The organism is Aquabacterium sp., assembly GCF_044226965.1.
GTDB lineage: Bacteria > Pseudomonadota > Gammaproteobacteria > Burkholderiales > Burkholderiaceae_C > Pseudaquabacterium.
Genome location: NZ_JBGAGA010000029.1, coordinates 1 through 24,607, shown reverse-complemented (window position 1 = coordinate 24,607; position 24,607 = coordinate 1). Strand labels below are relative to the sequence as shown.

General features: G+C 70.6%; 22 protein-coding genes. 12 read left to right on the top strand and 10 right to left on the bottom strand.

What is annotated here, in order from left to right; translation table 11 throughout:
• The 3 genes from ACILR4_RS14535 (at window position 1) to ACILR4_RS14525 (ending at window position 5,387) form a co-directional block, all read left to right on the top strand.
• A complete protein-coding gene (locus ACILR4_RS14535; RefSeq protein WP_395701583.1) occupies window positions 1–3,165 on the top strand; it encodes an efflux RND transporter permease subunit in 3,165 nt (1,054 codons plus the stop codon).
• Between the two features lie 64 nt (window positions 3,166–3,229).
• Window positions 3,230–3,883, top strand: coding sequence for a protein-L-isoaspartate O-methyltransferase (locus ACILR4_RS14530; protein WP_395701582.1), 654 nt, complete (start codon window positions 3,230–3,232; stop codon window positions 3,881–3,883).
• Window positions 3,884–4,037: 154 nt separating this feature from the next.
• Entirely contained in the window at window positions 4,038–5,387 is a 1,350-nt protein-coding gene (locus ACILR4_RS14525; RefSeq protein ID WP_395701581.1) for a TolC family outer membrane protein, read from the top strand.
• Window positions 5,388–5,391: 4 nt separating this feature from the next.
• Here the strand turns inward: ACILR4_RS14525 and ACILR4_RS14520 are convergent, their stop codons facing one another.
• Window positions 5,392–6,675 (bottom strand): 3-deoxy-D-manno-octulosonic acid transferase, encoded by a 1,284-nt coding sequence (locus ACILR4_RS14520; RefSeq protein ID WP_395701580.1) that lies wholly within the window; start codon window positions 6,673–6,675, stop codon window positions 5,392–5,394.
• 52 nt (window positions 6,676–6,727) lie between these two features.
• Window positions 6,728–8,116 carry a phosphomannomutase/phosphoglucomutase gene (locus ACILR4_RS14515; protein ID WP_395701579.1) on the bottom strand — a complete coding sequence of 463 codons (1,389 nt, stop codon included), beginning with the start codon at window positions 8,114–8,116 and terminating at the stop codon, window positions 6,728–6,730.
• A gap of 122 nt (window positions 8,117–8,238) precedes the next feature.
• Between ACILR4_RS14515 and ACILR4_RS14510 the strand changes: the two genes are divergently transcribed.
• From ACILR4_RS14510 to ACILR4_RS14490, 5 genes are all read left to right on the top strand, one after another.
• The gene (locus ACILR4_RS14510) at window positions 8,239–9,312 is read left to right on the top strand and encodes a sensor histidine kinase (protein ID WP_395701578.1); all 1,074 of its coding nucleotides are present in this window, start codon (window positions 8,239–8,241) and stop codon (window positions 9,310–9,312) included.
• Between the two features lie 11 nt (window positions 9,313–9,323).
• Window positions 9,324–10,082, top strand: coding sequence for a LytR/AlgR family response regulator transcription factor (locus ACILR4_RS14505; RefSeq protein WP_395701609.1), 759 nt, complete (start codon window positions 9,324–9,326; stop codon window positions 10,080–10,082).
• Window positions 10,083–10,171: 89 nt separating this feature from the next.
• On the top strand, window positions 10,172–11,626 hold the full coding sequence (locus ACILR4_RS14500; RefSeq protein WP_395701577.1) for an AlkA N-terminal domain-containing protein: 1,455 nt from the start codon (window positions 10,172–10,174) through the stop codon (window positions 11,624–11,626).
• Window positions 11,623–12,120, top strand: a complete 498-nt coding sequence (locus ACILR4_RS14495; protein ID WP_395701576.1) for a methylated-DNA--[protein]-cysteine S-methyltransferase — start codon at window positions 11,623–11,625, stop codon at window positions 12,118–12,120. The genes ACILR4_RS14500 and ACILR4_RS14495 overlap by 4 nt, the downstream gene beginning before the upstream one ends.
• Window positions 12,117–13,001, top strand: a complete 885-nt coding sequence (locus tag ACILR4_RS14490) for a DMT family transporter (RefSeq protein WP_395701575.1) — start codon at window positions 12,117–12,119, stop codon at window positions 12,999–13,001. The genes ACILR4_RS14495 and ACILR4_RS14490 overlap by 4 nt, the downstream gene beginning before the upstream one ends.
• Window positions 13,002–13,007: 6 nt before the next feature.
• Here ACILR4_RS14490 and ACILR4_RS14485 read toward each other — a convergent pair whose 3' ends face one another.
• Window positions 13,008–14,255, bottom strand: a complete 1,248-nt coding sequence (locus tag ACILR4_RS14485; RefSeq protein ID WP_395701574.1) for a hypothetical protein — start codon at window positions 14,253–14,255, stop codon at window positions 13,008–13,010.
• Between the two features lie 55 nt (window positions 14,256–14,310).
• Here ACILR4_RS14485 and argG point away from each other — a divergent pair, with 55 nt between their 5' ends.
• Entirely contained in the window at window positions 14,311–15,663 is a 1,353-nt protein-coding gene (argG, locus tag ACILR4_RS14480) for an argininosuccinate synthase (protein ID WP_395701573.1), read from the top strand.
• A gap of 12 nt (window positions 15,664–15,675) precedes the next feature.
• Here argG and ACILR4_RS14475 read toward each other — a convergent pair whose 3' ends face one another.
• The 5 genes from ACILR4_RS14475 to rimO all read right to left on the bottom strand — a co-directional run bounded on the left by ACILR4_RS14475 (window position 15,676) and on the right by rimO (window position 20,367).
• Window positions 15,676–16,341: an AAA family ATPase gene (locus tag ACILR4_RS14475; protein WP_395701572.1), complete on the bottom strand. Its 666-nt coding sequence runs from the start codon at window positions 16,339–16,341 to the stop codon at window positions 15,676–15,678.
• A 27-nt stretch (window positions 16,342–16,368) separates the two neighbouring features.
• Window positions 16,369–16,740: a type II toxin-antitoxin system prevent-host-death family antitoxin gene (locus ACILR4_RS14470; RefSeq protein ID WP_395701571.1), complete on the bottom strand. Its 372-nt coding sequence runs from the start codon at window positions 16,738–16,740 to the stop codon at window positions 16,369–16,371.
• 99 nt (window positions 16,741–16,839) lie between these two features.
• Window positions 16,840–17,757: a diguanylate cyclase gene (locus tag ACILR4_RS14465; protein ID WP_395701570.1), complete on the bottom strand. Its 918-nt coding sequence runs from the start codon at window positions 17,755–17,757 to the stop codon at window positions 16,840–16,842.
• A 23-nt stretch (window positions 17,758–17,780) separates the two neighbouring features.
• Window positions 17,781–18,947, bottom strand: a complete 1,167-nt coding sequence (locus tag ACILR4_RS14460) for a PLP-dependent transferase (protein ID WP_395701569.1) — start codon at window positions 18,945–18,947, stop codon at window positions 17,781–17,783.
• A gap of 19 nt (window positions 18,948–18,966) precedes the next feature.
• Window positions 18,967–20,367: a 30S ribosomal protein S12 methylthiotransferase RimO gene (gene rimO / locus ACILR4_RS14455; protein ID WP_395701568.1), complete on the bottom strand. Its 1,401-nt coding sequence runs from the start codon at window positions 20,365–20,367 to the stop codon at window positions 18,967–18,969.
• 228 nt (window positions 20,368–20,595) lie between these two features.
• Here rimO and ACILR4_RS14450 point away from each other — a divergent pair, with 228 nt between their 5' ends.
• The 3 genes from ACILR4_RS14450 (at window position 20,596) to phaR (ending at window position 23,603) form a co-directional block, all read left to right on the top strand.
• Window positions 20,596–21,720, top strand: coding sequence for a hypothetical protein (locus ACILR4_RS14450; protein ID WP_395701567.1), 1,125 nt, complete (start codon window positions 20,596–20,598; stop codon window positions 21,718–21,720).
• Complete coding sequence (locus ACILR4_RS14445; protein ID WP_395701566.1) at window positions 21,717–22,949, top strand: hypothetical protein; 1,233 nt, start codon at window positions 21,717–21,719, stop codon at window positions 22,947–22,949. Before ACILR4_RS14450 ends, ACILR4_RS14445 begins: the two co-directional genes overlap by 4 nt.
• Window positions 22,950–23,015: 66 nt before the next feature.
• Window positions 23,016–23,603, top strand: coding sequence for a polyhydroxyalkanoate synthesis repressor PhaR (gene phaR / locus ACILR4_RS14440; RefSeq protein WP_395701565.1), 588 nt, complete (start codon window positions 23,016–23,018; stop codon window positions 23,601–23,603).
• Between the two features lie 7 nt (window positions 23,604–23,610).
• Here the strand turns inward: phaR and ACILR4_RS14435 are convergent, their stop codons facing one another.
• A complete protein-coding gene (locus ACILR4_RS14435; protein ID WP_395701564.1) occupies window positions 23,611–24,252 on the bottom strand; it encodes a PEP-CTERM sorting domain-containing protein in 642 nt (213 codons plus the stop codon).
• A gap of 44 nt (window positions 24,253–24,296) precedes the next feature.
• Window positions 24,297–24,607 (bottom strand): hypothetical protein (locus ACILR4_RS14430; protein ID WP_395701563.1); only part of this gene is annotated, 311 nt, incomplete at its 5' end.

The following is a 24,607-nucleotide window of genomic DNA, read 5'->3' as shown; positions in this document are numbered from 1 at the left end:
ATGTGGTTCACGCGCGTTTCGATCGCCAACCCCGTGATGGCGGTGATGGTGATGCTGGCCTTCGTGGTGCTGGGCCTGTTCAGCTACCAGCGCCTGAAGGTCGACCAGTTCCCCGACATCGACTTCCCCACGGTGGTGGTGCAGATCGACTACCCAGGCGCCTCGCCCGAGATCGTCGAGTCGGAAGTCACCAAGAAGGTCGAAGAGGCGGTCAACACCATCGCCGGCATCAACCAGCTGTTCTCGCGCAGCTACGAGGGCACCTCGGTCGTCATCGTGCAGTTCAACCTCGACGTCAATGGCCGCAAGGCGGCCGACGACGTGCGCGAGAAGCTCTCGGTCATCAAGGCCAACTTCCGCGACGAGGTGAAGGAGGCGCGTGTCTCGCGCTTCGACCCCGCGTCGCGCCCGATCTTCTCGCTCGCCCTCACCTCGCCCGACGGCTCGCGCAGCGTGCAGGAGCTCACCACCTACGCCGACCAGGTCGTCAAGAAGAAGCTCGAGGTGGTGCCCGGCGTCGGTTCGGTCACGCTGGTGGGCGGCGTCAAGCGCGAGATCAACATCTACCTGAAGCCGCTGGCGATGGAAGCCTTCGGCGTCGGCGTCGACACCGTGATGAGCGCGGTGCGCACCGAGAACCAGGACCTGCCCGCCGGCGCGCTGCGCTCGAAGGAGTCCGAGCGCAGCGTGCAGATCCAGGGCCGGGTGAAGGACCCGCAGGACCTGAAGAACATCATCGTCGCCCGACGCAATGCACAACCGGTGCGCCTGTCGCAGGTGGCCGACGTCGTCGACGGCCCGGAAGAGATCGAGACGCTGGCGCTCTACAACGGCCAGCGCACGCTGGCGCTGGAAGTGCAGAAGAGCCAGGGCGAGAACACCATCGAGGTGGTCGACGGGCTGCTCGCGGTCAGCGCCAAGCTGAAGGCGCAGTTGCCCAGGGGCATGGCCGCCGAGGTGGTGCGCGACAACTCGCGCGCCATCCGCGTCTCGGTGGCCAACGTCAAGCGCACGCTGATCGAAGGTGCGCTGCTGACCATCGGCATCGTGTTCCTGTTCCTCAACAGCTGGCGCTCCACCGTCATCACCGGGCTCACGCTGCCGATCGCGCTGATCGGCACCTTCCTGTTCATGTACGCCTTCGGCTTCTCGATCAACATGGTCACGCTGATGGCGATGAGCCTGTGCGTGGGCCTGCTGATCGACGACGCGATCGTGGTGCGCGAGAACATCGTGCGCCATGTGCAGATGGGCAAGGGCCCGCGCGAGGCGTCGCTCGCCGGCACCAACGAGATCGGCCTGGCGGTGCTGGCCACCACACTGTCGATCGTCGCGGTGTTCATGCCGATCGGCTTCATGGGCGGCATCATCGGCAAGTTCTTCCACGAGTTCGGCATCACCATCGTCGCGGCGGTGATGATCTCGATGTTCGTGAGCTTCACGCTCGACCCGATGCTCAGCTCGATCTGGCACGACCCCGCCATCGACCGCGAAGGCCAGCCCTTCAAGGCGGAAGGCCTGTACGACCACACGCTGGGTCGCGTCACGCACTGGGTCGACCGCATGTCGCACAAGCTGGGTGACGGCTATGTCGCCGCGCTGGACTGGTCGCTCTCCCACCGGCTGGCCACGATGGGCATCGCCATCGCCAGCCTGCTCGGCAGCTTCGCGCTGATGCCGCTGCTGGGCACCGAGTTCGTGCCCAAGGCCGACTACTCGGAAACCTCGGTCAGCTTCTACACGCCGGTGGGCACCGCGCTCGAAACCACCGAGCAGCGCGCACGCCAGGTCGACGCGATCCTGCGTGCGATGCCCGAGGTGCGCTACACGCTGGCCACCGTGAACACCGGCCAGGCCCAGGGCCGCAACTACGTCACCTTCTACGTGCGCCTGGTCGACCGCCACCTGCGCAGCCGCAATGTCGACCAGATGTCGGCGCCGCTGCGCGACCGTCTGGCCCAGGTGGCCGGCATCACCGTCACGCACGTCGGCCTGCTCGACGCGGTGGGCGGCAGCAAGCCGATCTCGCTGTCGATCCAGGGCCAGGACCTGCGCGTGCTGGAGCGCCTGACCGCCGACCTGATGCCGCGGCTGGCGCGGGTGGCCGGCGTGGTGGACCTGGACAGCAGCATGAAGCCGCCCAAGCCGACGGTCTCGATCGACGTGCGGCGCGACGCGGCCTCCGACCTGGGCCTCTCGGTGGGCAGCATCACCAGCACCTTGCGCGCGCTGGTGGCCGGCCAGACCGTGGGCGACTGGCGCGCCGCAGACGACCAGAACTACGACGTGAAGGTGCGCCTGGCGCCGCAGGCGCGCAACAGCGCGGCCGATCTCGAGCGGCTGGGCATCGTGGCCGGCACCAATGCCGATGGCTCGATGCGCATCGTGCGCCTGTCGCAGGTGGCCGACGTGCGGGCCGACTTCGGCGCCAACCAGGTCAACCGGCGCGACCTGAACCGCGAATCGGAGATAACGGCCAACACCGCCGGCCGCGGCCTGGGCGAGGTGTCGGCCGACATCCGCAAGGTGCTGGACGCCTACCCGCTGCCACCGGGCTACAGCTACCGCTTCGGCGGCTCCACCAAGGACATGCAGGAATCCTTCGCCTACGCCGTCTCGGCGCTGGCGCTGGCCATCGTCTTCATCTACATGATCCTGGCCTCGCAATTCCGCAGCTTCCTGCAGCCGCTGGCGCTGATGTCCTCGCTGCCGCTCACCCTGATCGGCGTGGTGCTGGCGCTGCTGTTCTGGCGCTCCACCGTCAACATGTTCTCGATCATCGGCATCGTGATGCTGATGGGCCTGGTGACCAAGAACGCGATCCTGCTGATCGACTTCGCGATCCGCGCGCGCAGCGAGGGCCTGAGCCGGCACGACGCGCTGCTGCAGGCCGCCAAGGTGCGGCTGCGGCCGATCCTGATGACGACGCTGGCGATGATCTTCGGCATGCTGCCGCTGGCGATGGCGCTGACCGAAGGCTCCGAGCAGCGCGCGCCGATGGGCCAGGCCGTGATCGGCGGCGTGATCACCTCGTCGCTGCTGACGCTGGTGGTGGTGCCGGTGATCTACTGCTGGCTCGACGACCTGGGCCAATGGGCCAGACGCCTGCTGCGCCCACGCCATGCGCCGGCCGGCACCGCGGCCGAGCCGATGGCGGCCGAATAGCGGCAACACACCGCCCCTAGAATTTGCGGTTTTCCAAGAACGAACTGCGTAGGACCCCCGAGCCATGAACGTCGAACAGGCCCGCTTCAACATGATCGAGCAGCAGATCCGCCCCTGGGATGTGCTGGACAGCGGCATTCTTTCCCTGCTGGCCATGGTGCGCCGCGAAGACTTCGTGCCGCCGGCGTACAAGGCGCTGGCCTTCGTCGACACCGAGGTGCCGCTGCCCGCCGGCCAGTGCATGCTGGCGCCGCGCGTCGAGGCCCGGCTGCTGCAGGAAGCCCATGTGCAGCGCCACGAGCGCGTGCTCGAGATCGGCGCCGGCTCGGGCTTCATGGCCGCCCTGCTGGCGCACCGTGCGCAGAGCGTGGTCTCGCTGGAACTGGAACCGGCGCTGGTGAAGATGGCCAGCGACAACCTGCGCCGCGCCGGCGTGGCCAATGCCAGCGTGCGCCAGGCCGATGGCTCGAAGGGCCTGCCCGGCGAGGCGCCGTTCGACGTGATCATGCTGTCCGGCTCGGTGGCCGTGGTGCCGCAGGCGCTGCTGGACCAGCTGAAGGTCGGCGGCCGGCTGGTCGGCATCGTCGGCGGCGAGCCGGTGATGCGCGCGGTGAAGATCACCCGCACGGCCGAACGCCAGTTCGACACCGTCGCGCTGTTCGACACCGTCGTGCCGGCGCTGCAGGGCTTCGAAGCCCCGACGCGATTCACCTTCTGATCCGCACCGCGCATGCAATCCATCCGCGGTTTGCGCGCACCCAAGGCGTTTTGCCGGCAGTGCGTCGCAAGCGGCTTGTCCTGAAGGCGGCCCGCCGCGTACAAAGCGAGCCGCCCGTCTTTCCACAACGCATACCCCCGCGAGGAACCCCTTCATGCCCAGCCTGAACCTGCGACCCCTGACTCCGCGCCTGCACCTCCTGGCACTGGCGATCGGCATGCTGGGCGCCGCCTCGGCCCAGGCGCAGAGCCTGAAGGAGCTGTACGAGATTGCGCGCAACTACGATGCGCCGGTGCTGGCCGCGCGGGCGCAGGCCGATTCGACGAAGTACAAGGTGGCGCGTGCCGAAGGCTCGCTGCTGCCCAGCGCCAGCCTGAACGGCTCGGCCAACCGCGCCGAGTCCGATCCGGCGGGGCCGGTCGGCACGCTGGGCACCACCACGCAGAAGCTCGAGCTGCAGGCCAAGTACCCGCTGTTCAATCGCACCAATGCGGTTTCGCTGGAGCAGGCGAAACGCGCCGACGAGATCGCCCAGGCCGACCTGGCCACCGCCGAGCAGGACCTGATCGTGCGCCTGGCCCAGGCCTATTTCGACGAGCTGACCGCACAGGACGCGCTGTCGGCCGCCTCGGCCAACAAGAAGGCGATTGCCGAGCAGCTGGCCTCGGCCAAGCGCAACTTCGAGGTCGGTACCGCGACCATCACCGACACCCGCGAGGCCCAGGCCCGCTATGACGGCGCCGTCGCTTCCGAGATCGCCGCCGAGAACGACCTGCGGACCAAGCGCATTGCGCTCGACCAGTTGGTGGGCCAGGCCAATGTGACGCCCAAGCCGCTGGCCGTGCCGATCACCTTGCCGACGGTGTCGCCGTCGAATGCCGAGGAATGGGTGACGATGGCCGATGGCTCGCACCCCTCGATCCGCAAGGCGCGCCTGGGTTATGACGTGGCCAAGCTCGACACGGAACTGGCACGCGCCGCCACGCTGCCGACCGTGGACCTGGTGGGCGGTGTCAGTGGCACCTACGCCAGCGGCAGCGGCGTGATCGCCTCGGGCGGCAGGCCCGGTACCACCAAGTCGGCGCAGATCGGTGTGCAGGCCAGTTACACGCTGTTCGCCGGCGGCTCGCTGGACGCCCGCATCAAGGAAACCGTGGTGCTGGAAGACAAGGCGCGCAACGACCTCGAGAACGCCCGCCGCAGCGTGGCCCAGGGCACGCGCCAGGCCTTCTACAGCACGCAGTCGCTGCAGGCGCAGGCCAAGGCGCTGGAAGCCGCCGAAGCGTCGAACAAGCTGGCGCTGGAAGCCACGCAGCTGGGCTACAAGGTCGGCGTGCGGGTGAACCTGGACGTGCTGAACGCGCAGACGCAGCTCTTCAACGCCCAGCGCGACCTCTCCAAGGCCCGCCACGACACCATCGTCACCTCGCTGAAGCTGCGCCAGGCCGCGGGCCAGCTGAGCCCGCAGGACGTCCAGGCCGTCGACGCGCTGCTGGCGCGCTGATCCCTCAGTCGCGCGGGCGCAGCGCCAGCACGTGCTGCGCCATCAGCTGCGCCGCGCCGCGGTGCGAAGCGGCGAAGTCGAAGGCGCGCTGCACCCATTCGTTGCGCTGCGGGTCCTGCGCCAGTGCCAGCGCCGCCGCCACGCCGGCGGCGATGTCCTCGACCCGCACCGAGGCGCGTGCGGCGAGTGACAGCTCGGCCGCCTGCGCGAAGTTGAAGGTGTGCGGCCCCATCACCACCGGGCAGCCGCAGGCCGCGGCCTCGATCAGGTTCTGGCCGCCCAGCTTCTCGAAGCTGCCACCGAGCAGCGCCACGTCGGCCAGCGCGTAGTACAGCGGCATCTCGCCCAGCGTGTCGCCCAGCCAGACGTCGGCCTGCGCGGCGGCATCCGGCGGCGTCTCGGCCCACTCGTGCCGGCGCGCCAGCGTCAGGCCCTGCGCCAGCACCAGTGCGGCCACTTCGTCGAAGCGCTGCGGATGCCGCGGCACGATCACCAGCAGCGGCCGCGGCTGCGGCAGCTGGTGCCATACCGCCAGCAGCGCCTGCTCTTCCCCTTCGCGCGTGCTGGCTGCCAGCACCACCGGGCGCGACAGGCCCTGCCGCCACTGCAGCCCGCGCGCCAGCAGCTTGGGGTTGGGCGTCATGTCGTACTTCAGGTTGCCGCCCACCATCACCTGCGGCGCACCGGCGGCGCGCAGCCGGCCGCCATCGTCGGGCGTCTGCGCCAGCACCAGCGTCAGGCGCCGTGCGGCCGGGTGCATCAGCGCGGCCAGGCGGCGGCCGCGCCGGGCGCTGCGCTCGGAGAGCCGTGCATTGGCCAGCACCATCGGCACGCCCAGGCGCTCGGCCTCGCGCATCAGGCTGGGCCAGACCTCGGTTTCCATCAGCACGCCGATGCTGGGCCGGTAGTGGCGCAGGAAGCGGTGCGCCGCGCCCGGGGTGTCGTAGGGCAGCCAGGCCTGCAGGTCGCCCTCGCGCAGCAGCGCCTTGCCGGCCTGGCGGCCGGTGGCGGTGCCATGCGTGAGCAGCAGGCGCAGGCCGGGCTGCTGCTGGCGCAGCGCGTCGATCAGCGCGGCCGCGGCGCGCGTCTCGCCGAGAGACACCGCGTGCAGCCACAAGGCCCCGGGCGCCACGCTGCCCGAGTACCAGCCCAGGCGCTCGTTCCAGCGCTGGCGGTACAGCGGCTCGCGGGCACCGCGGCGCCACAGCCGGTACAGGTACAGCGGCAGGCCCAGCAACAGCAGCAGCGCGTACAGCCCGCGCGCCACGCGGTGCATGACAGGCGTCATCGCCTTCGATTCATCGCCCCGGCAGCGGCCTGCCGCGGCAACCGGTCAAGCCTCAATGCGCCGCCTGCGCCACCTGCGCGTCGGGCTTCACCGAGCGCAGGGCGGCCATGAAGTCGGTTTCGATCCGGTGCAGCGCCTCGGGCGTGTGGCCCTCGAAGCGCAGCACCAGCACCGGCGTGGTGTTGGAGGCGCGGATCAGGCCGAAGCCGTCCGGGTAGTCGGCGCGCAGGCCGTCGATCGTCACCAGCTCGGCACCGGGGAAGCTGGCCTTCTCCAGCAGCGCCTGCACCACCCGGGCGGGCTCGCCTTCGGCGCAGGGCACGTTCAGCTCGGGCGTGTTGTAGGCCGTGGGCAGCGCGTTCAGCACCGCGCTCGGGTCGGCGCTGCGCGACAGGATCTCGAGCACCCGGGCGGCGGTGTACATCGCGTCGTCGAAGCCGTACCAGCGCTCGCCGATGAAGATGTGGCCGCTCATTTCACCCGCTATCGGCCCGCCGATCTCGGCCAGCTTGGCCTTGATCAGCGAATGCCCGGTCTTGTACATCAGCGGCTTGCCGCCGGCGGCGCGGATCACCTCGGTCAGGCGCTGGCTGCACTTGACGTCGTAGATGACGGTGGCGCCGCGATGGCGCGCGAGCACGTCGCGCACCAGCAGCATCAGCTGGCGGTCGGGGTAGATGATGTTGCCGTCGCGCGTGACCAGGCCCAGGCGGTCGCCGTCGCCGTCGAAGGCGATGCCCAGTTCGGCCTCGGTGGCATGCACCACCTTGATCAGGTCCTGCAGGTTCTCGGGCTTGCTGGGGTCGGGGTGGTGGTTCGGGAAGTCTCCGTCGACCTTCGAGTACAGGTCGATCACCTCGCAGCCCAGCGCCTTCAGGATGGCCGGCGCGCTGGCACCCGGGATGCCGTTGCCGCAGTCGACGACGATCTTCATCGGCCGCGCCAGCTTCACGTCGCCGACGATGCGCTGGCGGTACTCGGCGAAGATGTCCATCGTCGCGCTGCGGCCGCGGCCGCGGGCGTAGTCCTCCGCCTCCATGCGCTGGCGCAGCCGCTGGATCGCCTCGCCATAGATGGCCTTGCCCGAGAGCACCATCTTGAAGCCGTTGTAGTCCTTCGGGTTGTGGCTGCCGGTGACCTGGATGCCGCTGGTGCAGCCGTGCTTGGCCCGCGTGGCGGCCACGTAGTACAGCATTGGCGTGGTCACGGGTCCGAGATCGACGACATCGAGCCCGGTGGACACCAGGCCGCGGACCAGCGCGGCCACCAGGCCCGGGCCCGACATGCGACCGTCGCGCCCCACCACCACGGCCTTCTCGCCGGCGGCCACCGCCTCGCTGCCGAACGCACGCCCCAGGTGCTCGGCAAAGGTCTCGTCGAAGCCGGCGCCGACGACCCCACGGATGTCGTAGGCCTTGAAGTTCGAAGCTTTCACTTGCATGGGGCAGCCGTTGCTTGGGAAGAATGAACGGTCATTCTAGGAGCCTGTCGATCCGGCGCCCCGGCTGGCGATTCGTCGCACGCGGCGCCAGCGGATGCCGCCGGCTTCCTAAACTTGTCCGCATGACCACGCTGCGCAGTCTGGAACCCTGGCCCTGGCGCCGCACGCTGGCGATCACCGCGGCGATGGCGCTGGCGTTCACCGTCATCGCCTTCGCGCTGAACGGCGGCAGTCCCGGCGACGGGCACAACGGGCTGCGCTGGCTGCAGGTCTATGCCGTCAACTTCGTCATCGCCGCCTGCGTCGGGCTGGCGATTCGACTGCTGTTCGTCCTGCTGCTGCGGCTGTTCGGCGCCGCGCGCATCGCGCGCTGGAGCCCGGCGCGGCGCGCGGTGTTCTTCTCCGGCGTCCCGATGCTCGGGGTGGCCGTGGGCGCACCGATCGGCGTGCTCCTCTCCGGCCAGGGTGAGCGCGTGTGGTTCGACCTGCGCGATACGCACGCGCTGGTGGCGAGCCTGCTGCTCTCGGTGCTGATCTGCACGATCTTCTTCCTGATCTTCAATGCCCGGTCGCGCCAGGCCGAAGCCGAACAGCGCGCGGCCGAAGCCCAGCTGCGCCTGCTGCAGGGCCAGATCGAGCCGCATTTCCTGTTCAACACGCTGGCCAACGTGGCCGCGCTGATCGAGGCCGATGCGCCGAAGGCGCGCGCGATGCTGGAGTCCTTCACCGACTACCTGCGCGCCAGCCTCGGCTCGCTGCGCGGCGGACAGAGCACGCTGGTGCGCGAGATCGGCCTGGCCCAGGCCTACCTGGCCGTGCTGAAGTCGCGCATGGAGGAGCGCCTGGCCTTCAGCATCGAGCACGACCCGGCGCTGGCCGACGCGCCGATGCCCGCGCTGCTGCTGCAGCCGCTGGTGGAAAACGCGGTGCACCACGGCCTGGAGCCCAAGCTCGAAGGCGGCCGGGTGCAGGTGAAGGCCCGCGCCGAAGGCCGCACGCTGGTGCTCGAAGTGAGCGACGATGGCCAGGGCCTGGCCGCCGCCGCGGCCCGCCGGCGCAAGGGCCATGGCCTGGCGCTGGCCAACCTGCGCGAACGCCTGCAGACGCTGTACGGCGCCCAGGCCAGCCTGTCGCTCGACGCGCTGAACCCGGGCACGCGCGCCACGCTGCGCCTGCCGATCGACACCCCCCCATGACGCCCCTGCCGATGCATGCCACCGCCCTGATCGCCGACGACGAACCGCACCTGGCCCACGCGCTGCAGGCCCAGCTGGCCACGCTGTGGCCCGGCCTGCGCATCGTGCACAGCGCGCGCAACGGGGTCGAGGCCGCCGAGCGCATCGGCGCACTGCAGCCCGACATCGCGTTCCTCGACATCCAGATGCCCGGCCTCAGCGGCCTGGAGGTGGCCGAGGGCATCGAAGGCCGCACGCGGGTGGTGTTCGTCACCGCCTACGACCAGTACGCGATCGAGGCCTTCGAGCAGGCCGCGCTCGACTACGTGCTCAAGCCGGTCGGCAGCGAGCGCCTGGCCCGCACGGTGCAGCGGCTGCAGCAGGCCCTGGCCCAGGGCACCGACGAAGGCGAGGGCCTGGCGACGACGCTGCGCCGCCTGGGCCCCGAGGCGCCGGCGACGACGGCGCCACTGCGCTGGATTCGCGCCAGCCAGGGCGACCTGGTGCATCAGATCGACGTCGGGCAGGTGCTGTTCTTCCGCGCCGAGGACAAGTACACGCTGGTCCGCACCGCGACAGCCGAGCACCTGATCCGCACGCCGATCCAGGAACTGGCGCAGCAGCTGGACGGCGAGCGCTTCTGGCAGGTGCACCGCTCGACGGTGATCAACGTCGAACGGCTGGCCAGCGCCCGCCGCGACGACGCCAGCCGGCTGTGGCTGCGCCTGCAGGGCTGGGACGGCGAGCTGCCCGTCAGCCGCGCCTACGTGCATCGCTTCAAGGCCATGTAGGCCTGCTGCCAGCACGCTGGCCGCAGGCACACCAGGAACAGGTCCGAAAACGGCGAGTCAGCGCCGGCCGGCTGCCTATGATCGCCGGCATGATGCTGCAAGACGACGCCGCCTACCGCGTGATCACCGCGCACGACGCCCGCTTCGACGGGCGGCTGTTCGTCGGCGTCACCTCCACCGGCATCTACTGCCGTCCGGTGTGCCGGGTGCGCATGCCGCGGCGCGAGAACTGCCGCTTCTTCCCGAATGCCGCGCTGGCCGAGTCGCAGGGGTTCCGGCCCTGCCTGCGCTGCCGGCCCGAGATGGCGCCGGGCCTGTCGCTGATGGACTCCTCCCAGGTCCTGGCACAGCAGGCGGCGCTGATGCTGTCGCAGGCCGCGCACGACGGGCTCGACCTGGCCCTGCCCGAGGTGGCGGCGCGGCTGGGCGTGACCGACCGCCACCTGCGCCGCATCTTCGCGCAGGCGCATGGCGTGACACCGATCGACTACCTCACGACGCAGCGCCTGCTGCTGGCCAAGCAGCTGCTGACCGACACGCAGCTGCCGGTGACGCAGGTGGCGCTGGCCACCGGCTTCGGCAGCCTGCGCCGCTTCAATGCCGCGTTCATCGAGCGTTATCGGATGAGCCCGAGTGCGCTGCGCCGCGAAGGCGGCCAGGGAACGCCGGGCGATGCGGTGCCCACGCTGCGCCTGGCCTACCGCCCGCCCTACGACCTGGACGGCGTGCTGCGCTTCTTCGCGAACCGCGCGATCGAGGGCGTCGAGGCGGTCGAAGGCCTGGCGCTGCGCCGAACGCTCGCGCTGCAGCACCGCGGCCAGTGGGTCGCCGGCTGGGTCGAGGCTCGTTTCGTGCCGGATCGCCACGAGCTGCGGCTGAGCGTGGCGCCTGCGCTGGCCCCGGCGCTCGGTGCGGTGGCGCAACGGCTGCGCCAGTGCCTGGACCTGGATGCCGACCCGGCCCAGATCGACCCGGTGCTGGCCGCGGTGCCGGGTGGCGAGCGCGCCGGCGTCCGGCTGCCAAGCGGGCTCGACGGCTTCGAGATCGCGGTGCGGGTGATCCTCGGCCAGCAGGTCACGGTGGCCGCGGCGCGCACGCTGACCCGGCGGCTGGTCGAGCGCTTCGGCCAGCCGATCGAGACGCCGTTCGCATCGCTGCACCGGCTGTTCCCGTCGGCCGAGGTGCTGGCCGGGGCCGACCCCGAGGTGATCGGCAAGCTCGGCATCGTGCGCCAGCGGGTGCGCGCGCTGCAGGCGCTGGCCGCGGCCGTGGCCGAGGGCAGGCTCGCGCTGCACCGCGCCGCACCGCTGCAGCCCACGCTGGAGGCGCTGCTGGCGCTGCCCGGCATCGGCGACTGGAGCGCGCAGCTGATCGCGATGCGCGCGCTGGCCTGGCCCGATGCCTGGCCGGCCAGCGACATCGGCATCCTCAACGCGCTCAGCACGCGCGACGCGAAACTCGGCACCGAGCTGGCCGAAGCCTGGCGGCCCTGGCGCGCCTATGCGGTGATGAAACTCTGGCTCAACCTGGAACCCACGACATGAAACCCACCCACCTGAGCGCGCAGGCGCGCATCGCCACCCCGCTCGGCACCATGACCGCGGCCGCCACCGAGCGTGGCCTGGCCGGCCTGTGGTTCGACGGCCAGCGCCACCATCCCGGTCCGCTGGACGCGCCCGACAATCCCGAGCAGCGCTGGCTGCAGGCCGCGGCGCGCGCCCTGGACGCGTACTTCAAGGGTCATGACATCGACGAACCCTTGCCGTTCGACCTGCAGGGCACGCCGTTCCAGCGGGTCGTCTGGCAGGAACTTCTGAAGCTGCGCGCGGGCCAGACCCGCAGCTATGCCGAGCTGGCCGAACGCAGCGGCCAGGCGCATGCGGTGCGCGCGGTGGGCGCCGCCGTCGGGCGAAACCCGGTGTCGGTGCTGGTGCCCTGCCACCGCGTGCTGGGCCGCGACGGCTCGCTCACCGGCTATGCCGGCGGGCTGGATCGCAAGCGGGCCTTGTTGACGCATGAGGGCGTGACCCTCCCATGAAAGCACGCGACACGCTGGACCTGATCCTGCTGGCGGCCATCTGGGGCGCGTCCTTCCTGTTCATGCGCATTGCCGTACCGGCCTTCGGGCCGGTGGCGCTGGCCTTCGTGCGCGTGGCCGGCGCGGCGCTGATGCTGCTGCCGCTGCTGGCCTGGCGCGGCGAGTTCGGCGCGCTGCGGCGGCACTGGCGCCCGCTGCTGGTGGTGGGCACGACGAACTCGGCCCTGCCCTTCATCTGCTTCGGCTACGCCACGCTGTCCATCACCGCCGGCCTCGCCGCGATCTTCAATGCCGCCACGCCGCTGACCAGCGCGACCTTTGCCTGGGCCTGGCTGAAGGAGGCGATGACCCGCTGGCGCCTGCTGGGCCTGGCGCTGGGCTTTGCCGGCGTGCTGGGACTGGCCTGGCACAAGGCCGGGTTGCGCGGCAGCGGCGTCGACCTGGCGGTGCTGCTGGCCATCGTGGCCTGCCTGGCCGGCACGCTGCTGTACGGCTTTTCAGCCAGCTTCACGAAGCGGCAGCTCACCGGCGTGCCGGCGATGGCGCTGGCGGCTGGCAGCCAGGGCGCCGCGGCGCTGGTCCTCGCGCCGCTGGCCTGGAAGCAGTGGCCCACCGTGCCGCCCGGCGCCGGGCCCTGGGCCGCCGCCATCGCCGCGGCCCTGCTCAGCTCGGGCCTGGCCTACGTGCTGTATTTCCGCCTGATCGCGCGCATCGGCCCGACCAACGCGGCCTCGGTGACCTTCCTGGTGCCGGTGTTTGCGGTGGTCTGGGGCGGCTGGCTGCTCGACGAGGCGATCACCCCGGCCATGGTGCTGGGCGGGCTGGTGATCATCGCCGGTACCTCGCTGGTGCTGGGGCTGCTGCCCCGGCGCCGGGCCTGACACCCCTCAGCGGTACAGTGGCAGCCGGTCGAGCCGGGACTCGATCTCGGCCACCATGCGCAGGTGGCCGGCGCCCTGCGGGCCGCCATAGCGCGCCAGGTACGCGTCCTCGGGCATGAACTCGGGCAGGTCGGCGGCGGGCGGCATCAGCCCGGCATCGCTGAGGCCGGCCGCCACCCGGGCCTGCAGCTGCGCAGGCGCGCGCACCGCCTGCTCGCCGAAGCGCACGCCGGCGCGGTCGGCCACCAGGTCCTGGTAGCTGAAGCCGCTGCCGCCACGACGCGCATCGGCCAGCTCCTTCCAGGTGCCCACCGCGTCGGCCAGCGGCGTGCCGGCCTCGGCGGCGATGACCGCCGAGACCAGGAAGTGCAGCGGGAAGTCCTCTCGCTGCTGCAGGCTGATGCGCAGGCGCTTCGGCCGCGCCCAGCCTGCCGCTTCCGGCAGCCAGTCGGCCAGCGGCTGCTGCAGTGCATAGGCCGCCAGCACCAGCAGGGCCGCGCGGTTCTCGGCCGCGGCGTCGCCATCGGCCGTGGCGCTGCGCTCGGCGGCCAGGCGGATCAGCGGCGGCAGCAGGTCGGCCAGCGACGCACTGTCGCTCTGCCAGGCGCGCGTGATCGCCGCCAGTTGCTCGGCATGGGCCTTGAGCCGCAAGCGCTCGTCCGGCGGCAGCAAGGCGCTGCGCAGCTGGTTCAGGGTCTGCGGCCCGATGCGGTAACTGGCCAGCAGCCGGCCCTGGAACAGCAGCACCTGCTCCAGCCCGTCGGTCGCCCGCCAGGCTTCGGGGGGCACGCCGTGGCGTGCCGCCGCGAAGCGCAGCAGCGGCAAGGCCCAGCGGCCCGGCAACGGCAGGTGGCCGATGCGCAGGTGGTCGACCGCCGGCACCCCGGCGGTCTGGCGCAGGCCCAGCTCGGCGTTCACCCAAAAGCCCAGCGGTGCGGGCAGGCTGGCCTGCACCGTCAGCGCGCCCGGCTGCACCTGCACGCGGGTGCGGGCCGCGAACCAGCGCCGCGCCGCCTGGTGCAGCAGCAGGTCGAGATCGCGCTCGCCCAGCGCCACCCAGCGCAGCTGGCCCGGCTGCATGCGGCGCGGGTCGTGCTGCCGCGCAAGCGCGACACCCCGCGCCACATCGGCGGGCGACACCTGTTCGCGCGCCGCCACGCGCGGCGCGCGCTCGAGCGCCAGCAGCAGCGCCAGCAGCACCGCCAGCAGCGGAAGCAGGCAGGCCGCCAGAACCCAGGGTCTAACCGATCGCATCCGGCTCCTTGTACCCGAACTCGGTGGCCAGGCGCTGCTGCGACAATCGCGCCCCATGAGCACGACCATCCTTCCCTCCCTTCCTGTCGGCGAGCGCGTCGGCATCGCGTTCTCCGGCGGCCTGGACACCAGCGCCGCGGTGCACTGGATCCGCAGCAAGGGCGCGATCCCCTGCGCGTACACGGCCAACCTGGGCCAGCCCGACGAGAGCGACTACGACGACATCCCCCGCAAGGCCAAGGCCTACGGCGCTGAAATTGCGCGACTGGTCGACTGCCGCCCGCAGCTGGTGGCCGAAGGCATTGCCGCCATCCAGTGCAACGCCTTCCACATCTCCACCGGCGGCGCCACCTACTTCAACACCACGCCGCTGGGCCGCGCCGTCACCGGCACCGCGCTGGTGGTGGCGATGAAGGAAGACAACGTCAACATCTGGGGCGATGGCAGCACCTACAAGGGCAACGACATCGAGCGCTTCTACCGCTACGGCCTGCTCGCGAACCCGGCGCTGCGCATCTACAAGCCCTGGCTGGACCAGCGCTTCATCGACGAGCTCGGCGGCCGCAAGGAGATGAGCGAGTACCTCATCGCCAACGGCTTCGACTACAAGATGAGCGTCGAGAAGGCCTACTCGACCGACAGCAACATGCTCGGCGCCACGCACGAGGCCAAGGACCTGGAGTTCCTGAACAAGGGCATCAGCATCGTCAACCCGATCATGGGCGTGGCCTTCTGGCGCGAGGACGTGGCGGTGAAGCCCGAGACCGTGTCGGTGCGCTTCGAGGAAGGCCAGCCGGTGGCGATCAACGGCATGACGTTCCCGAACACGGTGGCGCTGTTCGAGGAAGCCAACCGCATCGGCGGCCGCCATGGCCTGGGCATGTGCGACCAGATCGAGAACCGCATCATCGAGGCCAAGAGCCGCGGCATCTACGAGGCCCCGGGCATGGCGCTGCTGCACATCGCCTACGAACGGCTGGTCACCGGCATCCACAACGAGGACACCATCGAGCAGTACCGCATGAACGGCCGCAAGCTCGGCCGCCTGCTGTACCAGGGCCGCTGGTTCGACCCGCAGTGCATGATGCTGCGCGAGACCGCGCAGCGCTGGGTGGCGCGCGCCGTCACCGGCGAGGTGTGGCTGGAGCTGCGGCGCGGCAACGACTACTCCATCGTCGACACGCAGAGCCCCAACCTCACCTACGCGCCCGAGCGGCTGTCGATGGAAAAGGTGGAAGGTGCCTTCACGCCGGCCGACCGCATTGGCCAGCTGACGATGCGCAACCTGGACATCCAGGACACGCGGGAGAAGCTGGGCATCTACCTGCGCACCGGCCTGCTCGGTGCGAAGGAAGGCACGATCCCGCTGCTGACCGGCTCGGTCGGCGAGGACGAGCCCAAGGGCTGAACGCCCGCCGCTTCAGCGGGCGGCGTCCAGTTCGAACGCCGCCTGCACGACCGGCCGGGCCCAGGCCGGCGTCGCGGCCAGTGCGGCGGCGTCGCCCGGCGCCGGGTGCAGCACCCGGCCGCGGGCCATCTCCAGCACCAGCAGCGGATCGGGAATCGGCTTGCCGAGCGCCACCTGCGCGCTGTTGTCGAACACCTGCAGGCGCGCCAGGTGCGGCAGCAGGCGCACGAGGTTGGCGCGCGAGCTCATCCAGCGCTCGCGGATCTTGGCCTCGGGAATGTCGTGCCCGCCCTGCGCGACGCGCTGCTTCACGCGCTGCAGGTGCAGCTCGGCCGAGGCCAGGCCGCAGAACAGCATCATCACGTCGTGCGTCCTGGCGGCCTGCACCAGCAGCTCGGGGATGGTGCTGGCGCCCAGCGTGGTCTCGAAGGCATGGTTGCGCCCTTCGCGCAGCGCGGCCTCGAGCCGGTCGCGGCCGATGGTCCAGGCGCGGGCATTGGCCTCGGTGCCGTCCAGGCCCAGCTCGGCGACCAGCTCGCGCGCCAGCGTGTCGGGGTTGAACCAGGCCAGGCCCTGCGCCGCCAGCATCGCACCGGCGACCGAGCTCTTGCCGGCGCCATTGACGCCAGCCAGCACCAGGATGAAGGGCCGCGCCGCGCGCGCCGTGCGGCGAGCCATCAGCGGCGTGCCATCAGCGGCCGCGCGTCAGAACGAGGCGCCCGCCTTGGGCCGGCGCGCGGCCTTGCCGGCGGCCGGACCGCTCAGGCGGCCCCGGGCGGCGAACAGCGCGTCCACCTGCGCCGGCGCCTCGGGCTGCTGCAGCGCGGCCAGGCGCTGCTCGAAGCGCTGCGCCAGTTCGTCCAGCTGCGATTGCCGCTGCACCTTCAGCGCCTGCAGCTGCTGCGCCACCTGCTCGTAGGTGGCCGCGGGCAGCAGCACCATCTCGACCTGGGCGTGGTTGGTGATGGCCACGCTGCCGGACTGCCGCACCAGCCGCACCACCTCGCCCCAGCGGTTCTTCACCTGCGTGGCGTTCTGGCGCGGCAATTGGTCGAGCTGGCGCAGTTCGGCGGTCATGGCAAGGCCTCGGAAGTTGAGACCATTTTAGGGCGCGGCGGCCAAATGAGCCAAATTGGCTAATTTGGCCAGGATGGCAAGGGGCTCGCCGCTTCCGCTTCAGACGCTGACGCGGTTGCGCCCGCCGCGCTTGGCGCGGTAGAGCGCCTGGTCGGCCAGGTCGAGCATGCCGCTCACGTCCTTCACCTCGGGGCCGATCTGCGCCACGCCCAGCGAGATGGTCTGCCGGTGCGTGAGCTCGGTGCGTTCCGCCTGCCCCTGGAAGGCCAGCGCGAAGCCATGGCCCTCGACCGCGGCGCGGATGCGCTCGGCCAGGTCGACGGCCTCGGCCAGCGCGGTGCCGGGCAGCACGACGATGAACTCCTCGCCCCCCAGCCGGCCCAGCACGTCCTGCTTGCGCACCACCTGCTTGACGACGTTGGCGCTTTCCTTCAGCACCAGGTCGCCGGCGCCGTGGCCGTAGCTGTCGTTGACCTGCTTGAAGTGGTCCAGGTCGTAGTAGATGACCGACAGCGGCCGCATCGTCAGGCGCGCGATCTTCAGCTCGCTCTTGAGCACGTCGGTCAGGTACTGGCGGTTGAAGATCTCGGTGCCGGCATCGACGGTGGCCATGCGGTAGATGCGGTCGTGCAGCAGCGCGTCCAGGCTCTCGTGCTCGTAGAACTTCAGGAACACCTTGCCCAGGCGGATCAGGTCACCGTCCTTCAGCACCACCGTGCCTTCGATGCGCTGGTCGTTGACATGCGTGCCGTTGGACGAACCGAGATCGCGGATGGTCACCGTGTCGGGCGAGATCGCCAGCTCGGCATGCCGGCGGCTGACGCTGGGGCTGTCGATGTAGATCTCGGTCTCGGCCAGGCGGCCGATGGTCATGGCATGCGAATCGAGCACGAAGCGCTTGCCCGTCTCGGTGCCGCTGTACAGGATGAGGCAGGAGCGGCGCTTGCCCGCATCCGCCAGCTCGCGGAACAGCGTGACCTCTTCGGTCTTCAGCAGGACGGTGGTGTCGGTGGACATGCGCGGGCTCGGATTCTTGCGCCTCAACCCAGATGCCGCAAGGCCTGGGCCAGGTCGGCCTGCAGGTCGGCAACCGCCTCCAGGCCGACGGAAAAGCGCACCAGATGGCCCTTCAGCTCGCCGACCCCGCTGCGCATCGAAGCCAGATCGTAGGGCACGACCAGGCTCACCGGACCGGCCCAGGAGTAGCCGAGTTCAAAAAGTCGCAGGCCATCGCAGAAGGCATCCACCTGGGCCTGACTCAAGCCCGGGTCCAGCAGCACCGAGAACAGCCCCGCTGCCGCGCTGCAGCTGGCACGCCAGTGCGCATGCCCGGGCGAGCCTTCGAGCGCCGGATGCAGCACGCGCGCCACGCGCGGCTGGGCTGCCAGGAATTGCGCCAGCTGCCGACCTGCCGCGTCCTGCGCGTGGTAGCGCAGCGCCAGCGTGGGCAGCGAGCGCAGCAGCATTTCGGCATCGTTGCCGGCCACGCCTAGCCCCAACCGCATGTGGGCCTGCAGGATGCGCTGGTGCAGCGCCTCGTCGCGCGTGACGACCGAGCCCATCAGCACGTCGCCGCCGCCCGAGGGGTACTTGGTCAGCGCCTGCATCACGATGTCCAGGCCCAGGTCGAAGGCGCGGAAGGCGATGCCGGCGCCCCAGGTGTTGTCCAGCGCCGTGGTCACGCCACGCGCCCGGGCCGCGGCCACCAGGCCGGCCAGGTCGGGGAACTCCATCGTCACCGAGCCCGGTGCCTCGATCCACACCAGCTTCGTGCGCTCGGTGATGCGCGCGGCCAGGTCGGCCGCGTCCAGCGGGTCGTAGAGCTGGTGCGTGATGCCCCAGTCGGCCAGCAGCGTGCGGGCCATCTCCTTCGAGGGGCCGTACACATTGGCCGGTAGCAGCACCTCGTCGCCCTGCTTCAGCAGCGCGACGTTGGTCATCGTGATCGCCGCCAGGCCGCTGGGCGCCAGCGCGCAGAAGCGGCCGCCCTCGAGCGTGGCGATGCGCTCCTCCAGCGTGAAGGTGGTCGGCGTGCCATGCAGGCCGTAGGTGTAGCCGGCCTTGCTCTTCCAGCTGCGCGCACGCATCGCGGCCACGTTGGCGAAGGTCACCGTCGAGGCCTTGTGGATGGCCGGCATCACCGCGCCGAAGCCGGCCGGCGGTTCGTAGGCATGGTGGATCAGGCCGGTGCTCAGGTCGTCGCTCATCGTCGTTCGGTCCGGTCGGTCAGATCGGCTGGCCGATCAGGTCGTGGCCCTCGGTGGCCACGATGCGGGCTTTGGTGAATTCACCCACCTTCAAGGTCTTCGAGGCCTTCTCGGGCGGCAGCAGGCGCACGGTGCCGTCGATCTCCGGCGCATCGGCATAGCTGCGGCCGACGCCGCCCTTGCGGCCCAGCGCCGGCGCGCGGTCGACCAGCACCTGCATCGTCGCGCCCACGCGGCGCTGCAGCCGCGCCGTGGAGACCGCCTCGGCCACCGCCATGAAGCGCGCGCGGCGCTCTTCGCGCACTTCGGCCGGCAGCGCGCCCGGCAAGTCGTTGGCCGCGGCACCGGCCACCGGCGAGTAGGCGAAGCAGCCGGCACGGTCGATCTGCGCCTCGCGCACGAAGTCGAGCAGGTGCTGGAACTCTGCCTCGGTCTCGCCCGGGAAGCCGGCGATGAAGGTCGAGCGCACGATCAGCTCGGGGCAGGCCTCGCGCCACTTCTGCAGGCGCTCGAGGTTGCGCTCGCCGCTGGCCGGGCGCTTCATGCGCTTGAGCACATCGGGGTGCGAATGCTGGAACGGCACGTCCAGGTAGGGCAGCACGCGGCCTTCGGCCATCAGCGGCAGCACCTCGTCGACATGCGGGTACGGATACACGTAGTGCAGCCGCACCCAGGCGCCGAAGGGCTCGGCCAGCTTCGCCAGCTCGGCGCACAGCTCGACCATGCGCGTCTTCACCGGCTTGCCGTCGAAGAAGCCGGTGCGGTATTTCAGGTCGACGCCATAGGCGCTGGTGTCCTGGCTGACCACCAGCAGTTCCTTCACGCCCGATTCGAACAGCGCGCGCGCCTCGGCCAGCACGTCGCCCACCGGCCGCGACACCAGGTCGCCGCGCATGCTGGGGATGATGCAGAAGGTGCAGCGGTGGTTGCAGCCCTCGCTGATCTTCAGGTAGGCGTAGTGCTTCGGCGTGAGCTTGATGCCGGCCACCCCGCGAAACTCCGCTCTGGCCTCGGGCACCAGGTCCACGAACGGGTCGTGCGGCTTCGGCGCATGCTGGTGCACCGCGTCCATCACCTCCTGCGTGGCATGCGGGCCGGTGACGGCCAGCACCTTCGGGTGGATGCTGCGCACCAGGTTCGCGCCGCCCTCGCCCTGGCGCGCGCCGAGGCAGCCGGTGACGATGACGCGGCCGTTCTCGGCCAGCGCCTCGCCGATGGTGTCCAGGCTTTCCTTCACCGCGTCGTCGATGAAGCCGCAGGTGTTGACGATCACCAGGTCGGCACCGGCGAAGCTCTTGCTGGTCTGGTAGCCCTCGGCGCTGAGTTGCGTGAGGATCAATTCGGAATCGGTCAGCGCCTTCGGGCAGCCGAGCGAGACAAAGCCCACCTTGGGCGGCGGTGCAGGGGAAATCGGGTCCATCGCGCGATTGTCCGCGACATCGCCCCCCCGAGGCGCCCCGAGGCGCCCCACGGGGCCCCAACGGGGCCCGTCCGCGCTCGGCCACACGCCGGGCAGCCTGGCGAGCGGCCCTGGGGAAAAGCCTCCCCCGCGTTCTCGCCAATTTTCTCTGAGAGAACTCTTGAAGTTGTTATGAAGGACGTCTAGAGTCGCCGCACCCCTTCCTCCACGCCTGACGGAGCTGCCCCGATGCCGCTGAATCCCATGCCTCTGTTGCGCCGCGCCGTGGCGCTGGCCGCCCTGCTGCCGCTGTGCGCCGCCGCGCAACAGCCAGCGCTGGCGCTGCTGCCGGTCGGCCCCGGCTACATCACCGGCCTGTCCGACGACGGCCTGGCCGCCACCGGCCAGCTCTACGCCGACTACCAGACCTTCCGCTGGTCCCTGCGCGACGGCCTGCAGCCGCTGGGACGCGGCACCTTCAGCACGCTGTCGATCATCTCGGGCATGCCGGCGATCTCCGGTGACGGCAAGACCATCGGCTCGACCGTGCTCGACGACAGCGGCAGCGTCGCCACCTTCGGCCGCTGGACCGTGCAGGGCGGCTGGCAGCAGCTGGCGCCGCCCCTGCCGCCCGGCGGCGGCGTGATGGACCAGCAGGACAGCGGCGTGTTCGGCATGTCGCGCAACGGCCAGGTGGTCACCGGCCTGTTCTGGCGCCCGGGCCAGAGCGGCGGCTCGGCGCATGGCACGGTGTGGACCGCTGCCACGCAGATGGTCGACATGGGCAGCGACGGCTATTCCAGCCGCATCGACGGCGCCAGCGCCGACGGCTCGGTGCTGGCCGGCTGGGACGAGCATCCGAGCTACGGCACGCGGCGCGCGGCGGTGTGGGTCAATGGCGTCAAGACGATCCTCGACCCGTCCGACTGGCCGAGCGAAGCGGCGGCGGTCAACGGCGCCGGCACCTTGATCGTCGGCCAGTCGGCCGACCCCGCCAACAACTACCGCGAGACCGCCACGCTGTGGGCCTGGGACGGCAGCCAGTGGCAGCGCCGCTTCCTCGGCGTGGTGCCGGACTCGCGCGCCAACAGCGTGAGCTATGCCAGCGGGCTCAGCGACGACGGTCGCATCATCGTCGGCTCGGCGCGGCGAAATGCCAGCAAGCCCACCAGCGTCGGCTTCGTCTGGACCGAGGCCGATGGCATGATGGATGCGATGGACTACCTGAAGGCCCGCGGCCACGACCTCCATCGCAAGCTCGATGTCTTCAGCGTGCCGCGCGTCACGCCCGATGGCCGCTCGCTGGCGATCAACGGCACGCTGCCGCGCCCGCCCTACGCCGTGCAGTCGCTGATCGCGCGCCAGCGCCAGTGAGTTCCTCCCGGTCGCCCGACGCGCCGCCGATTGCCGCGCTGGCCACCGAGCTGCGCGGCCAGCTGCAGCCGCTGCTGGCGCGCCTGGCCGGCACACCGCCACGCGGCGTGCGGCTGACGCGCGGCATCGGGCTCGACAAGAGCCTGGCCAGCCGCCTGGTGCAAGCCTGTCGCGCCGGCAGCGACGCCGAGTTCCTGCACGCCGTGCCCTCGCCCACCGGCCTGCGCATCCTGTGCGAGAAGGCGCAGGGCCAGGCGCCGGCCGGCAGCCTGAAGGCGCTGGGCCGCACCATCGAGCGCTTCGAAGTCCTGCTCGACAGCCTGCCCGGCGGCCGCCAGGGCCTGGACGCGCAGATCGGCACCGAGGCCCCGGTGGCGCACGAGCGGCGCGAGCAGGTCGCGCGCCAGGCCGCGTTCAAGGCCACCTCTTTCCTGTTCGGCCACTTCTGCGACACCCTGGTCAGTTCGCTGTTCGTATCGCCTGCGGCCGATGGCCGCTGCATTGACGTGCTAGAGATCCATCGCCGCATCGGCCTGCAGCGCGTGGTGCCCGGCACGCCGCTGCCGCTGCTGAGCGTGCAACTGCTGAACGCCGAGGCCGGCGCAGGCACCGGCACGCCGCGCATCGCCGACATCGACGGCCACAGCGAGGCACGCGGCGCCACGCAGTTCATCATCGACGGCGGCGAACGGCTGGCGCTGCAGCTGGTTCACGAGGGCCTGCTGACCACCTTCGTGATCGGCGCGGACACCGCCACGCTGCCGCCGCGGCTGAGCACCGCGCTGCGCGTGTACGGCGCCGCACCGCGGGAGCCCGGTGCGCCCTACCGCACCTTGCGCAACTACATGCTGCACACGCCGTGCCGCACGGTGGTGCGCGAGGTCTTCGTCGCCGGTGGCCTGTGGCCCGATGCGCAGGCCGAACTGGGCCACTACCTGCCCGGGCCCAGCGGCACGCCGGCGCTGCAGATCGACCCCGCGCTGCCGAGCCTGCGCCGCGTGAACCTGGTGGCGCGCATCGAGCAGCTGCCTGCGGGCGAGAGCGGCTGGGCCCTGGCCGGGCTGCCCGACCATGCCGCGCTGCTGGCCCGGGCCCTGCAACGAGCGGGCCTGCCCGCGACCGGCTGGCGCGGCTGGCGCAGCCGCATGCCCTACCCGGTGCCCTTGATTGAAACGCAGGTCGGCTTCCGCTTCGCGGCGGCCGGCGTGCCACCATCAGCGCCCGGGTAAGCCCTGCCGGGTGGTGGCGAGCACGCTCCTTAGAATCTTTTCGCACTGCACAAGGAGTTTTCCGCGATGCCCTCCTCCCGCCGCAGCACCGCCCCAGGCGGTGCTGAAGGGGCCGCTGCCAGCGGCCCGCGCGTGCTCAAGAAGTACCCGAACCGCCGCCTCTACGACACGCAGACCAGCAGCTACATCACGCTGGCCGACGTCAAGCGCATGGTGCTCGATGGCGAGACCTTCGAGGTGCGCGACGCCAAGACTGCCGAAGACCTGACCCGCAGCATCCTGCTGCAGATCATCCTCGAGGAAGAAACCGGCGGCGTGCCGATGTTCAGCACGCAGATGCTGGCCCAGATCATCCGCTTCTACGGCCATGCGATGCAGGGGCTGATGGGCTCCTACCTCGAGAAGAACCTGCAGACCTTCGTCGACCTGCAGGGACGCTTCGCCGAGCAGACCAAGGGCCTGTACGACCCCAAGAGCTTCACGCCCGAGATGTGGTCGCAGTTCCTGACCGGCCAGGCGCCGCTGATGCAGGGCCTGATGGGCAACTACCTCGAGCAGAGCAAGCACCTGTTCGAGCAGATGCAGGACAGCATGAAGGCCGGCGGCCTGTTCCCCGGCATGCCGGGCTTCCCCGGCAGCGGCACCAAGCGCTGAGACCGACTCAGGCTGAGGCAGCGGCGCGGCGCCGGCGCGCCGCGGCGGCCAGGCCGGCCAGCGCCACGCCCACCAGCGCGACCGAGCCCGGCTCGGGCACATTGGCCACGTCGATGGTCCAGGCGTAGTCCCAGGCGGCCGCCTGGCCCCAGTTGATGCCGCCCAGCTGGCCCTGGAACAACAGGTAGGTGCCCTCGCCGATGGGCGCGCCTGCCTGCAGCGAACCGGCGATCGGATTGGACGGGTCCATCACCCGCATCTTTTCGTGCGCGACGACGCTGATCACCGGCCAGGTGTCGATGAAGGTGTCCGCGTAGAGCGTCTGCGCCGGGTTGCCGATGGTGTCGGTCAGCTGCGTCATCAGCGAGATGCCGGTGACCTTCATGCCCTGCGGCACCACGAAGCGGTAGCTGTCGAAGTCGTAGGACAGCGTGGCCGTGCTGGCATCGAACCACTGGTGGCCGCTGATCGTGTTGCTGCCCAGGTCGAGCTGCAGGACCTGGGTCTGGCCGGCCAGTTCGGCGAGGTCGCCATCCACGTTCTCGTGGTAGTTCACCGGCACGGCCTGGGCCAGGCCGGCCGCGGCACACAGGGTCGCGCCCGCCAGCATGCTGCGGGCCCAACGCGTCGTCGTCATCGAAGTGTTCATGTCTCGTTCTTTCAAGAGGGATCGGGGTTGAAGCGGGTTCGGCCTCACAGCCGCGAAAGCAGCAGCTGGCGGATCTCGTTGTCGCCATGCATGCCCTCGGTGCGCAACGCGTAGGCACAGGCCATCTCGAGCACGCCGCCTTCGAAGCGCATCGCCATGTCGGCCTTGGACTTGACGTTGCGCAACTTCACCAGGGTGAGTCCTTCGCGCACGGCCTCCTTGCCCATGTCGTCGAGGCAGATCACCCGCAGCGCCATGTTCAGGCGGTGGCACGACAGGTTGTCGACGAAGTTCAGCGCCTCCAGGTCGTCGGCGAAGCTGTCCCAGTCCACCTCGTAGCGGATGGCCTGGCCGC

Coding starts and splice junctions, on each gene's coding strand:
- ACILR4_RS14535 (WP_395701583.1), top strand. CDS start 1: ATGTGGTTCACGCGCGTTTCGATCGCCAACCCCGTGATGGCGGTGATG.
- ACILR4_RS14530 (WP_395701582.1), top strand. CDS start 3,230: ATGAACGTCGAACAGGCCCGCTTCAACATGATCGAGCAGCAGATCCGC.
- ACILR4_RS14525 (WP_395701581.1), top strand. CDS start 4,038: ATGCCCAGCCTGAACCTGCGACCCCTGACTCCGCGCCTGCACCTCCTG.
- ACILR4_RS14520 (WP_395701580.1), bottom strand. CDS start 6,675: ATGACGCCTGTCATGCACCGCGTGGCGCGCGGGCTGTACGCGCTGCTG.
- ACILR4_RS14515 (WP_395701579.1), bottom strand. CDS start 8,116: ATGCAAGTGAAAGCTTCGAACTTCAAGGCCTACGACATCCGTGGGGTC.
- ACILR4_RS14510 (WP_395701578.1), top strand. CDS start 8,239: ATGACCACGCTGCGCAGTCTGGAACCCTGGCCCTGGCGCCGCACGCTG.
- ACILR4_RS14505 (WP_395701609.1), top strand. CDS start 9,324: ATGCATGCCACCGCCCTGATCGCCGACGACGAACCGCACCTGGCCCAC.
- ACILR4_RS14500 (WP_395701577.1), top strand. CDS start 10,172: ATGATGCTGCAAGACGACGCCGCCTACCGCGTGATCACCGCGCACGAC.
- ACILR4_RS14495 (WP_395701576.1), top strand. CDS start 11,623: ATGAAACCCACCCACCTGAGCGCGCAGGCGCGCATCGCCACCCCGCTC.
- ACILR4_RS14490 (WP_395701575.1), top strand. CDS start 12,117: ATGAAAGCACGCGACACGCTGGACCTGATCCTGCTGGCGGCCATCTGG.
- ACILR4_RS14485 (WP_395701574.1), bottom strand. CDS start 14,255: ATGCGATCGGTTAGACCCTGGGTTCTGGCGGCCTGCCTGCTTCCGCTG.
- argG (WP_395701573.1), top strand. CDS start 14,311: ATGAGCACGACCATCCTTCCCTCCCTTCCTGTCGGCGAGCGCGTCGGC.
- ACILR4_RS14475 (WP_395701572.1), bottom strand. CDS start 16,341: ATGGCTCGCCGCACGGCGCGCGCGGCGCGGCCCTTCATCCTGGTGCTG.
- ACILR4_RS14470 (WP_395701571.1), bottom strand. CDS start 16,740: ATGACCGCCGAACTGCGCCAGCTCGACCAATTGCCGCGCCAGAACGCC.
- ACILR4_RS14465 (WP_395701570.1), bottom strand. CDS start 17,757: ATGTCCACCGACACCACCGTCCTGCTGAAGACCGAAGAGGTCACGCTG.
- ACILR4_RS14460 (WP_395701569.1), bottom strand. CDS start 18,947: ATGAGCGACGACCTGAGCACCGGCCTGATCCACCATGCCTACGAACCG.
- rimO (WP_395701568.1), bottom strand. CDS start 20,367: ATGGACCCGATTTCCCCTGCACCGCCGCCCAAGGTGGGCTTTGTCTCG.
- ACILR4_RS14450 (WP_395701567.1), top strand. CDS start 20,596: ATGCCGCTGAATCCCATGCCTCTGTTGCGCCGCGCCGTGGCGCTGGCC.
- phaR (WP_395701565.1), top strand. CDS start 23,016: ATGCCCTCCTCCCGCCGCAGCACCGCCCCAGGCGGTGCTGAAGGGGCC.
- ACILR4_RS14435 (WP_395701564.1), bottom strand. CDS start 24,252: ATGAACACTTCGATGACGACGACGCGTTGGGCCCGCAGCATGCTGGCG.